The 11,515-nt window shown below is 44.3% G+C and carries 10 protein-coding genes; 1 reads left to right on the top strand and 9 read right to left on the bottom strand.

The window, feature by feature from the left end:
• Positions 1-69 precede the first annotated feature (69 nt).
• The 4 genes from IH879_11780 to pruA all read right to left on the bottom strand — a co-directional run bounded on the left by IH879_11780 (position 70) and on the right by pruA (position 6,415).
• Positions 70-942 (bottom strand): trypsin-like peptidase domain-containing protein, encoded by an 873-nt coding sequence (locus IH879_11780; protein MCH7675615.1) that lies wholly within the window; start codon positions 940-942, stop codon positions 70-72.
• Positions 943-965: 23 nt separating this feature from the next.
• Entirely contained in the window at positions 966-4,316 is a 3,351-nt protein-coding gene (locus tag IH879_11775; protein ID MCH7675614.1) for a T9SS type A sorting domain-containing protein, read from the bottom strand.
• Positions 4,317-4,529: 213 nt separating this feature from the next.
• Entirely contained in the window at positions 4,530-4,736 is a 207-nt protein-coding gene (locus IH879_11770; protein MCH7675613.1) for a hypothetical protein, read from the bottom strand.
• Between the two features lie 131 nt (positions 4,737-4,867).
• Positions 4,868-6,415 (bottom strand): L-glutamate gamma-semialdehyde dehydrogenase, encoded by a 1,548-nt coding sequence (gene pruA / locus IH879_11765; protein MCH7675612.1) that lies wholly within the window; start codon positions 6,413-6,415, stop codon positions 4,868-4,870.
• A gap of 216 nt (positions 6,416-6,631) precedes the next feature.
• Between pruA and IH879_11760 the strand changes: the two genes are divergently transcribed.
• A complete protein-coding gene (locus IH879_11760) occupies positions 6,632-7,864 on the top strand; it encodes a spore maturation protein (protein ID MCH7675611.1) in 1,233 nt (410 codons plus the stop codon).
• Between the two features lie 2 nt (positions 7,865-7,866).
• Here the strand turns inward: IH879_11760 and IH879_11755 are convergent, their stop codons facing one another.
• The 5 genes from IH879_11755 to IH879_11735 all read right to left on the bottom strand — a co-directional run.
• Positions 7,867-9,051, bottom strand: coding sequence for a response regulator (locus tag IH879_11755; GenBank protein MCH7675610.1), 1,185 nt, complete (start codon positions 9,049-9,051; stop codon positions 7,867-7,869).
• A gap of 503 nt (positions 9,052-9,554) precedes the next feature.
• Positions 9,555-10,274, bottom strand: a complete 720-nt coding sequence (locus tag IH879_11750) for a ZIP family metal transporter (GenBank protein ID MCH7675609.1) — start codon at positions 10,272-10,274, stop codon at positions 9,555-9,557.
• Positions 10,275-10,281: 7 nt separating this feature from the next.
• Positions 10,282-10,623: a type II toxin-antitoxin system PemK/MazF family toxin gene (locus tag IH879_11745; GenBank protein ID MCH7675608.1), complete on the bottom strand. Its 342-nt coding sequence runs from the start codon at positions 10,621-10,623 to the stop codon at positions 10,282-10,284.
• Positions 10,608-10,802, bottom strand: coding sequence for a DUF2281 domain-containing protein (locus IH879_11740; GenBank protein ID MCH7675607.1), 195 nt, complete (start codon positions 10,800-10,802; stop codon positions 10,608-10,610). Before IH879_11740 ends, IH879_11745 begins: the two co-directional genes overlap by 16 nt.
• Positions 10,803-11,167: 365 nt before the next feature.
• Positions 11,168-11,515: cation-transporting P-type ATPase (locus tag IH879_11735; protein MCH7675606.1), on the bottom strand; the 348-nt coding region annotated here is incomplete at its 5' end.

Raw genomic sequence — 11,515 nt, 5'->3', positions numbered from 1 at the left:
GGCCCATCCATGGGCGAATTACAGAGGACCCAAGTAACAAGTTTAGCAGCTTGATGAACGAATAGCCATTTACCGCTGTTTTTCAGGAATAGGCGGAGGGTTGGGCGCGCGCGGCAAACCCGGTCTCGGTCCATTGCCTCCCCCTGAAATCGCAATTGCAGTCACAATAGTACCGCCAATAACGCTCCCCCCGACAGCCCAGATCCAGGTCGCGATACCGGTGCGCTTCTCTTCCCATTTTTGTGCTAATTTAACTGAGTTAAACCATTCATTAATAAGCGGTTTTATGGCATTGGTTCTAATTGCCAATGATAAGCTGTTCGCTTTAAGGCTTGAGAAAACTCCAATCATATCTCCTTTCTTTGTAACGATAGGAGCGCCTTCCATCCCTGATTCACTGGGTAAACTTAACGCAAATTTTGTGTCATCAAAATTCGCCAAATTCACCTCAATGGGCAGCCAATCGCCGGTGTCAGTATGCGCGATCAGCAAATATATCTCTTCAAGCTTGGCAGATTTTGAATTTTGAATTGACACCACACGTTGCGCGTCAGGAAAATTTCTAATGCTGATGATAGCCAAATCTAAATCAAAGTCAATCCATTTGTCAACGATGCGGCCTAGAAGGGCGTCGGGGTGGTTCATCAGAATAACAGCAACTTTATTCAGCCCGGCTACCGCACCAAAGGAAGTCAGAACATAACCATCGCCATCCTCACTAACGCCAAGTATGACGCCGGCCGCCATTTTTCTCCCGCCATCTGAAACAATTTTCACGATTGCCGGGGCTGTTTTCTCATAGCCCTGTTTATGCTTACTTACTATTTCTTCGGGATCAATAGACCTGAGCGCCGGCTCGCCGACTTCCTGTTGAGCAACTAATTGTGAAATTGGCATAAAAATTAACAGAAGAAAGAGGAAACTTTTTTTGACCATTTCCATATTTGATGCTCCAATTTTTATCTTTATTTCACCAAAAGCATTTTACGGGTTTGCACAAATTTTCCGGAGATAATTTGATAGAAATACAGACCGCTGGCAACGGAGGAACCATCCCGGTCGCGGCCGCCCCAGGAGATAACATGATATCCGGCTTCCCTTTGCTCAGCGGACAACAAAGTTACGACTTCTTTTCCTAAAAGATCAAAAACTTTGATGGTTACGTTTGCAGCTTCCGGTAACCCGTAGCGAATTGATGTCGCTGGATTAAAAGGATTAGGGAAATTTTGATCGAGTTCAAAAGTGCTGGGTATAAAAGTTGACCTGCTGATCTCATCGGAAATATATTCGCGTTTGCCGACAATCACCTTTAAGGTTTTAGTCGTCCCGGAATTGCCTGTTGGAAAACTGTAACTCTGGTCTACCAGAAGATCTCTGGTTATGTTTAGTTTTTCATCCACCAGCACAATTTCTAAGTCCCATGGAAGATCTGCCAACCCAGAAAATAATATTTGGGCCTCAGTATTGGGAATATTGGTTTTGACTTGAAATGTCCAGCTTTGTCCCTGACCAAGGTCATCCCGATAATCTGTGGTGTAATTGTTCGGGTAAACTTGCCAATCTTTCCTGGGAAAATAGACGGAAATATACTCGCCAATTGGCGGCGGTTCAGGATGATCGAATCGATCCCAGGTTATTGAAGCCTGTTCATGAATGCCAAGATAATTGAAATCATCCCTGGCTTCACTGCACATCGACAGGATCTGCACCTGCCAATCCACCCCGGCCGCCGTTCGGGATAATACCGAATTTGACGCGTTAGCTTCAATTGGAGGAATTGTTAATGTTACATTTAGAGTGTCAAAATTCCAAATAAAATAACCCTGATAAGGTTCCAGGTTTTGTGCCGCAGAATAAATACCGTTATAAAATATAGGAACGTCAACATTGCCATCGGCAATAACACTATCCCATGCAACTGAAAACGCAAACGGATTCCCGACTTGATTCCAACCGGGCGCCAAAGTTATGGTAGCGCTCATATCAGCCCGCTGAGAAATCCCCGGCCCAAAATCAATGGTACGGTTACGGGAAGAAATCAACCAAAAAGCTTCCCCCGGGGTAAACTTGAACGAGTCGGAATTTACAGAATCACGCTCGATCGTTTGACCGTTACGATACTTGAATAATCTCCAACTCGTAGTGTCATAAGCACCAAAACGTGAATTTGAAAAAATAGAATCGGCCAAAGTTTCGTCTAATAAATTTGGCGCTGAAATCATGCGGTATGCAGTTTGTGCAGAGCCTGCAAAGATATCGGTTGTTTGAACTCCCGCAGGAAACGGCACTTGTACAAAAATAGTATCGGTTACGCTTGAAAGATCGATGTTGTCGAAGCCGCGCACAAAAAATTCCACACCCCGTTCTGTCACCGAGTCCGCCGGGATTGTCCCCCGGTATTGATCTGAATCCTGTCTGACCATTCTGGCGCTTCTGAAAGTTACGGCTCCGCCCAATTTATAATTTAAAAAAACATCCTTAATACCGCTAAGATCCTTGGCAATTATTGTTATTTCAAGTGCTTCTCCAGCTCTGACTATCGTTTTAATTTCAAGGGTGTCGAGTGCGGGCGCTGCGGGCTCGGAAATAGTAAAAAGGCCGCTACTGACATCCAAAATAAAATCCGCTTTGACATCGCGAACTATTACTTTACACTCAGTTGAAGGAGGTCCCAAAACCGCGGGCCAAACATAGGATCCGCTATCAGGAGTAGTGGGAACCAAAGTGCTATATGTTGCTCCCCCGTCCCGCGATAATTCAATTTTAACATTTTCAATTTCACCTTGAGACATCCAGGTTATTCTGCGAGGACCACTTATCTCCCAGTTATCATTTGAATTCGGTGAAGTAATATTTATCTCTCGAAACTCGCCTAACACGCCGGGAGCGCTGACTCGTTGGCCGTAAATATCAGCGTTGTTGCTGCCATTTCGTAAATCCTCCCATATAATAATGGCTCCACCCAAGCCGTCACTGGCTAAAACCGGCGCTGTTTGTTTTTCTGCTGCAGTTGAAACGGCCGTGCCGTCTTCTCCCCACCCCAAGCCGCCGTCTATTTTGATCAGTTGAGCATAAATATCCGTACTGCTCGAATTAGTATTGCGTTCGTCCTCCCAAACAACGATTGCTCCGCCCCTACCATCAGCAATCATGGAAGGATTTGTTTGTATTTCAACAGCACTGGCAACATCTATTTCTGACTCAAGTGCAATCCCTGTTGAATTAATACGTTTAGCGGCAATATCCCAGTCGGCGTTAAGGTTTTCCCAAAGAATTATCAGCGTATCCTGACTTGTCTGTACAATTTTGACGTTACGTTTTCTGCCCGCGGATGAAGAGATGACTCTTCCTGATTCCTCCCATTGTGGTTCACCAAGAGAATTCACACGCTGAGCCTTTACAAAATCTTTAGAGTCCGGAATATCCGGTGATATCCAGGCAATTATGATTCCTTTCGAATCATCGGAAACCATGGCCGGCGTCGTTCCGGGAGTTAGAACTGAGTCTATCAGAACTTCACCGGATGGCCAATCAAGCGTATCCTCAGTGCTAAGGTGTGACACGTATAGCGCCAAATTTGCGTTCCGCATATCAGCCCATGAAAATATGACTCCGCCGCTGAGGTCTGAAACGATTACCGGAGGTTCTTGTGGTGCAGGTGAACTTATTCTTGGATTCTTATTTCTTGGCGTCAACGGAGTCCATTCTGGTTCGCCATTTATGCCAAGTTTTTGTATCAACAGCGAAAAGAACGAACTTTCGGTTGGTGTGTAGGTCGCAACGATAGGTCCAAAATTTCTGTCTTGTATAATGCTAGGAGAGGTGCTGATAACAGGCAAGTGCACAAGATTACCATTTTGTTCCCACTGACCCTGCCCAAATGAGTCATCAATTCTTTGAGCATAAATTCCAATAGGGGTGTCGAAAATACTTGCATCTCGACTATCCCGCCAGGCGATGAAGGCGCCTCCTTGCACATTTCTAACAATTGTGGGAAACTCTTGATTCTTTTCCGCTATCGCGATTGGCTCTCCATCACGGGTCCATGTAAGGTTTCCTGAAGCAAAAATTCGACTGGCATAGATATCAAAATCGCCATTGCGCCCGTCTTGCCAAACGATAACGGCACCACCTTCTGCATCGGATATTACAGCAGGTCTGGACTGGTCGCTCTCGAGTTTCACGATGACATTGTTTTCGGCAGCGTCCTTAGACCATTGTGAATGCAATTCTGCGCTTAACATATGCAGAAGTAAAAGAGCGGGGAAAATTCTACCAAAACTCGGTCTTATTTGTTTTTCATTTAAGATTTTCATCACCAGGTTTTCAGTGTGGGTTTTAGATGACAATTACTCAGAAGAACAGAGTAAACGCACAAAAAATTTGTTTACAGTCGAAAAAATCGGTTACTAAGAATGAAACATCTTTGAAGCGGCCGGACCTAAGTCGTCGTCACTGAAAAATATCATAAGCTATTTATAAATAATAGTTTGAGATAATGATTTTAAATGCATCAAGCTGCGCCAGAGCTATCGCCGTTTGAGCAAACAGGCCTTAGCAAACAAGGCCGCTATTCGCACGCAAAGCAACTGCGACGTCCCGGAAAGATGACTAAAAAGCTCAAAATCTACCTCGGGCTCGTCGCTCGGGACATTGCCCGGAAAAATCCAGAAACCGGATGCTGAATGCCAAGAACTGCTTGCAAGGGCCGATAGGTTGCTTCTACAGAACGCCATGACAAAAATAAACTCTACAGTATCCATGCGCCCGAAGTCGAATGTATCTCCAAAGGCAAGGGGCACAAACGGTATGAGGTTGGCTGCAAAGTTAGCGCATCTTTTAACACACTCTTTCAGTGACGACTAACTCACACCTTCCTTGAAATCGTCTTCGCCTGTAAAAACAATAGCAAGTAATCCCGCCCACCGGCCTTTGAGTCGGTGCCTGACATGTTGAAGCCGCCGAACGGATGCGCCCCTACAAAGGCTCCGGTACATTTTCTGTTCAAATACAGGTTACCGGCATGGAAAATATCTCTGGCCTTTTTCAGCTTTTCCTCGTTTTCTGAATAGATAGCTCCGGTAAGACCAAACTCGGTGTCATTGGCAATTTCTAAAGCATGATCCAAATCACGGGATTTGATTACGGCGAGTACCGGTGCAAAGACCTCTTCCTGAGCGAGCTGATCTTTCGAGTCGATATCGGCAATAATCGTGGGCTGCACAAAATAGCCGGAGTCAGAACCTGCTTGACCGCCATGAAGTAGCCGACCGTCTTTTTTGCCGCTTTCGATGTATTTTAACGCCTTTTCCTGAGCAGATTTATTGATCACCGCTCCCATAAAATGGTCCGGGTTTTCTACTTCACCCATGGTGATTTTCCTGGTTCGTTCCACTAACTTTTCCAGGAATTCGTCATAGAGGGATTCGTCGACAATAGCACGTGAACAGGCAGAGCACTTTTGTCCCTGATAACCGAAAGTAGAACTCACCACAGCTTCCACTGCTTCATCCAGATTCGCTTCGCTGTCGACTATCATGGCGTCTTTGCCACCCATTTCAGCAACGACGCGTTTAATCCAAATTTGCCCTTTCTGCGGTTTGGCCGCCAGCTCGTTTATCCGCAGGCCGACTTCTTTAGATCCAGTGAATGTGATAAAACGAATCTTCGGATGCGTAACAATTGTGTCCCCGATAACCGAGCCGCTGCCCGGAATGTAGTTCAGGACTCCTGCCGGCAGCCCGACTTCCTGCATAATTTCAACAAATTTCTGACCAATGGTTGGCGAATCGCTGGCAGGCTTGAGCAAGATGCAGTTTCCGGAAACAATCGCAGCACTGCTCATCCCCGCAAGGATAGCCAAAGGAAAATTCCAAGGCGGGATGATCGCGCCAACCCCGAGTGGAATGTAGATCATTTCGTTTTCTTCTCCGGCAATTGGCGTGATTGGCTGCTTTTCAGCATAGCGCAGCATTTCCCGGGCGTAAAATTCCAGAAAATCGATAGCCTCGGCGCTGTCCCCGTCCGCTTCTGCCCAGCTCTTGCCGGTTTCATAAACCATCCACGCGCTGAGCTCAAATTGCCGGCGGCGCATGACTGCGGCTGCTTTGAACAGGTAATCCGCTCGTTTTTCCGGGGCAACGAAACGCCAGGATTCAAACGCTTTTTCTGCAGCAGCGATAGCGGTTTCCACATCATCGTTGCCGGCTTTGTGGAAACTGCCGACAACCTGGTCTTTTTGACAGGGATTGTAAGATTTTAGAATATCGCCGGTTTCAATTTCCTGACCGTTAATATACAAATCGTATGTGCGGTCAAACTGGCTCTTGACTTCTTCAAGAGCAGCCTGCATTTTCTGGCGATTTTCATCTTTTGAAAAATCAGTCAGTGGATGATTCCTAAATTCGGAAACCATTTTTCCTCCTTCAATCAAGTGTTCGGGTGTTAAAGTGTTCAGGATTTGCAAAAGCAATGGCAAAGATAAGTAATTCATTTCCAATTTTCAACAAGAGAATTTATTTTTTTTCGAATGATTCCTTCCGTTAAGTCGGCAGGAGTTCCTAAAATTATCTTGCTTCTCAAAAAAAATAGTTTAGTTTCTTGAAAATTGGTTTTTGATATTTGATTTACCATGGCTCTCAATTATATTTGGGGAGCATTTTTCCTGATCGCTTTTGTTGTCGCGCTGATCAAACTGCTCTTTTTGGGTGACACTGAAGTCTTCACAAAAATGGTGGAGAGTACGTTCACGATGGCTGAGACCAGCGTGAACATCGCTATCTATTTGATCGGTGTGATGACTTTGTGGCTGGGCATCATGAAAATCGGCGAAGAAGGCGGCGCCGTAAAAATACTCTCCAAAATTATCAACCCGCTTTTCAGAAAACTGTTCCCGGAACTTCCGAAAGATCATCCCGCTGGCGGCTCAATGCTTATGAACTTCGCCGCCAATATGCTGGGCCTGGATAACGCTGCCACTCCGCTCGGTTTGAAGGCAATGAACGAATTGCAGGAACTCAACCCGAACAAAGATACCGCCTCAAATGCCCAAATCATGTTTCTGGTTTTAAATACTTCCGGACTGACTGTCATTCCGATCAGTATTATGGCTCTTCGGGCAGCGCAAGGAGCAGCCAACCCCGCCGACGTCTTCATCCCGATTTTACTAACGACCTATTTTTCCACGCTGGCGGGACTGATTGTGGTTTCCATTTATCAAAAAATCAATCTTTTGAACTTGACGGTTTTGGGGTACCTTGGCGTGGGCAGTTTAGCAATTGCAGGAATTATTTATTATTTTTACCTGCTTCCACAGGAATCCATCGGCAAGCAGTCGGGTCTGGCAGGTAATTTTATTTTGTTTTCAATCATAATTACTTTTTTAAGTCTGGCAATTAGAAAAAAAGTGAACGTTTACGAAACTTTTGTTGAAGGAGCTAAAGAGGGCTTTACTGTGGCGGTGAAAATCATTCCTTATTTAGTGGCAATGTTGGTTGCTATCGGCGTTTTTAGGGCATCGGGTGCCCTGGACATGCTGGTTGCTGGAATTGGCTGGTGCTTTGCTACGTTGGGTGCAAATACCGATTTTGTGCCTGCCCTTCCGACTGCGTTTATGAAGCCGTTGAGCGGCAGCGGTGCGCGGGGAATGATGGTTGAAGCTATGCAGACTTATGGCGCCGATTCCTTTGTCGGAAGGCTTGCCTCCACTTTTCAAGGATCAACGGAAACGACTTTCTACACAATAGCGGTTTACTTTGGCGCGGTGAATATTCGCAAGGCCCGGTACACGGTGACCTGCGGATTGATCGCAGATTTGGCGGGTATAATAGCAGCGATTTTTATTGTTTATCTTTTCTTTGGGTAAATCTAAGCCGTTTTCAGCACCCGCTCAGCTTCTTCGATTAACTCTGTAATATCCCAGGGTTTAGGAAGGAAGTTTTCTTGATTATTTTCAATCAGTTCCTGAAAAGGCGCATTGTGGATGTAGCCGCTGGTGAGAATGAATTTTGAATCCTTGCGCAACTCTTTAATTTTTTTGTAAACTTTTGTGCCGTCTCCTTCCGGTAAAATCATGTCTAAAATAACGAGTTTGATTTCATTGGCATGCTTTTCAAAAACTTTGATGGCAGTCTCGCCTGAACCGGCAATTACAACTTTAAATCCTCGCTTTTCAAGAATCCGTTTTGCCATTTCACGGAGATCTTCCTCATCGTCAACCACCATGATAAGCTCTCCATCAGCCTTCATAAATTTATCCTGATTGTCGGCTGATTTAGTCAATTTTCCGGATGGCTTAGCAGTCGGAAGAAACACACGAAAAACCGTTCCTTTGCCAACTTCAGATTCAGCCACAATCCTTCCCTGGTTATCTTTTACGATTGCTTCGGCGACGGCGAGACCCATTCCACTCGCAAACCCTGATTCTTTTCTTGAGAAAAATGGTTCGAAAATATGCGGCAGGTCATTTGAATCAATGCCAAAGCCGGTATCGGATATTTCAAAAGTTACAAATTGATCTTTGAGTTCCGTACGCATTGCCAGCTCGCCTCCCTCGGGCATGGCATCTTTACAATTCCGGCAGATATTGAGAAGGATTTGATAGATGGCGGCAAGATCGACAAACAATCTTGCAGAGCCATGATTGAATTGACTGGTGATTTTAATATTTTTATTAAAAGTGCTTTCCAGAATCAATGTAACTTCGGTAACGATTTGCTTGGGATCGACGATTCTTTTTTGATAGGATTGCTTTTGAGTAAAGAACTGCATCTGCGAAACCAACTTCGAGGCTCGTTTGGAGGCTTTTTCGATAACTTCGGCTTGTCGAAGCGCATCGCTGCCTTCCTGTAATTGTTCTTTAAGCAATTGCGAGTAACCGAGAATGCCGCCTAGAATATTGTTAAAGGTGTGGCTTATTTCCCCCATCATTTCGCCGACGCTGGCGAGTTTGAGAATTTGAAAATATTTTTCGAGGTTCTCCGGATTGGACTCCAGGTCATTTTTAATACATTTGAGGTTGTCAAAAAGGGGTTGATCCGTGTTAGATTTCATAAGATGCAAGTACTCCTATTTTTTGCGAGCAGCAATATCTAAAGTTTTCATCGGAATCACAAGCTTAAACTAAAATCTTACATTAGTTTTATATTAAAATTACAAATGTTTCAAATTGATTTTGAAACAGTCAAAAGTTGATTTAAAATTTTCAGTTTTGAATAAAAATGGATAGATGTTATCCTATTCTGTGTCGTTTTTTTTACAAGAATGATTGATTGGGAATATGGAGACCCGGGATTTTTGACTTGGAGACTGTCACCGCTAATTAACGCGAATATACTTCAATAAAGAATAGACCAGTGACTCCTCATTAAATCTAATTGGCTTTTTGTTTATCGGTATGCTGATTAGTCATTAAAGTCATTGCATGGTCATTTGGTCATTAAGCAATGACAACTAAATGACCTAATTGACAATTAATGACGCTCAAAACCAAGCTTTGGTCATTCTTATCTGGTTTATTACTATAGGCCTTGAATCAAAACACTGGCCTGATTGGTTTATACGCCGTTTAAGAAGCTTGCGGTGAGAATACCCAGAAATCCAACGAGGAAAGCGATTGGCACCCAATAATCCTGACTGCTTTCATGAGCCAAAGGAAGGAGATCACTCGTGGAAATGTAGAGGAAAGTGCCGCCGGTAAGTCCTACCGCGAAACTCAGGATAAACTGCTCCTGAACGGGAATCAAAGTTCCGGCTAAAGCACCAACGACGGTAAGGCCAGCAATTGTGGTTAGGGTTTTCCAGGCTTTGCTTTCGTTATATTTATTTGAAAGCATGATGACCGCCATTGAGATGCCTGTTGGCAATCTATGCAGCATGACTGCCACAATAACCAACACACCAAGTGTCTTTTCAAACTCAAAACTGACGGCAATGGCAAATCCATCCAAAAAACTGTGAAATCCCATTCCTACCAAAGCGGAGCCGCCAAAATGATGGACATGACAGTCCTGTTCCCGGCATGCGTGCACCATGGCCATTTTCTCATAGCCATAAAGAACCACAAACCCGATGCTAACCGAAAGCATGCCCCAGCGTCCAGACTCACTAAAGCTTTCGGCAACCATATGATTCAGGCCGGTGGAGAGCAGAATCCCTGCCGAGAAAGCAACGAGCAGAGTCAACTGCTTATCGCTCAATTTTTTGTGGAGCAAAGGAATGCTGCCGCCAAGGATGGTTGCGCCGGCGGCAAGGAATGAGAAGAATAGGATGTTCATATTCGATTTAGTCGTCGTTTTGTTGTAAAATTTCGGTAATCTTTTTTACGACTAAATTTATTTTGTTTCTTTTACGTTGACCCACCTTGTAAAGAATTATTCTTTTGTCAGCAGTAAAAATACGGTTAGGTCGAATGTTACTTTTATGTTTGAGGGAACCTGTTTCAAAATCTGAATCATCTATTTGGATGGTATAGGAATCGTGGGTTGTCTGGCTGGTAATTTGGCAAAGGATCAAATCATTTCCTTTTAAAGTGGCTAAAACAAGTGCAGGCCTCCTTTTTGCATTTGTTAAATCTGAAAAAGGGAATGGAACTACTACAATATCACCTTTTACAAATGTTGCCAAGCTTCATCCTCCTCGGGGGAAAGCCAATCTTTTTTTAATGCAGATTCACTGGCTGCAGTAATCTCAAATTTCTCCTGATTTTTTCTGTGCTTTAAAAACTGAACAAAATCTATAACTTCTGTCAAAAGCTCGTCAGGAGCTTCATCAATTTCATATAAAAGAATTTCTTTAGGACTCATGATTTCTCCTGTCAATTTTAAAGTCTTTTTTCCGCTCGTGCAAAATTTGCACTTTCTAATCGGGAGTATATATTAAAAGATACTTTTTTCAAAGCTTAAAGTCAACCTAACTTCCCAACGCGGCGGAACTGCAAATGTTCAAATGATTGCTTTGTAGTGGTCCAAACCATGTTGTTATTATCAGTCATTAACGCTTCACTGTCATTGAAAGAAGTGAATTCTTGCTGCCTTAAAAATGACGCCGAAGGCAAATGGCCTAATGACTTAATGACGGGTAACGTCATTCCCCGAAGCGTCGGGGTCATTTAACCATTTTCCTGCAAAAAAGTGCAAAAGTTCAGAAGTAAACTATAAAAGGTTTTCGGTTATTTTTTTGAATTCGCCCGTGCCAGCCTCATCGCATTTGCCGTCACCCCGAGCGAAGCGCCCATGTCACCAACCAGGACCGCTATCACCAGAGAAACCAGACCGGGGAAAACTCCGATGGCTAATGAAAGTTTGATTAAAATCGCCGCAAAAATATTTTGTCTAATGACGCCGCGTGCGCGTTGGCTCAGATCAACTAAATAGGGTAATTTGGTCAAATCGTCTGCCATGAGCGCGATGTCCGCAGTTTCCAAAGCGGTGTCCGTGCCAGCGGCCCCCATGGCAATGCCAACAGAGGCGGCAGCCAAAGCAGGCGCATCGTTAACACCATCACCGACCATCGCGAC

This window comes from candidate division KSB1 bacterium, from assembly GCA_022562085.1.
Classification (GTDB): Bacteria; Zhuqueibacterota; Zhuqueibacteria; order Oceanimicrobiales; family Oceanimicrobiaceae; genus Oceanimicrobium.
The sequence above is the reverse complement of the archived record's forward strand: the minus strand, read 5'-3'. Positions and strand labels throughout refer to the sequence as shown.

Bases quoted from the DNA above. Each gene is read 5' to 3' on its own strand.
- IH879_11770 (MCH7675613.1), bottom strand. From the start codon at position 4,736: ATGGCGTTCTGTAGAAGCAACCTATCGGCCCTTGCAAGCAGTTCTTGG.
- IH879_11755 (MCH7675610.1), bottom strand. From the start codon at position 9,051: ATGAAATCTAACACGGATCAACCCCTTTTTGACAACCTCAAATGTATT.
- IH879_11760 (MCH7675611.1), top strand. From the start codon at position 6,632: ATGGCTCTCAATTATATTTGGGGAGCATTTTTCCTGATCGCTTTTGTT.
- IH879_11780 (MCH7675615.1), bottom strand. From the start codon at position 942: ATGGAAATGGTCAAAAAAAGTTTCCTCTTTCTTCTGTTAATTTTTATG.
- pruA (MCH7675612.1), bottom strand. From the start codon at position 6,415: ATGGTTTCCGAATTTAGGAATCATCCACTGACTGATTTTTCAAAAGAT.
- IH879_11750 (MCH7675609.1), bottom strand. From the start codon at position 10,274: ATGAACATCCTATTCTTCTCATTCCTTGCCGCCGGCGCAACCATCCTT.
- IH879_11740 (MCH7675607.1), bottom strand. From the start codon at position 10,802: ATGAGTCCTAAAGAAATTCTTTTATATGAAATTGATGAAGCTCCTGAC.
- IH879_11775 (MCH7675614.1), bottom strand. From the start codon at position 4,316: ATGAAAATCTTAAATGAAAAACAAATAAGACCGAGTTTTGGTAGAATT.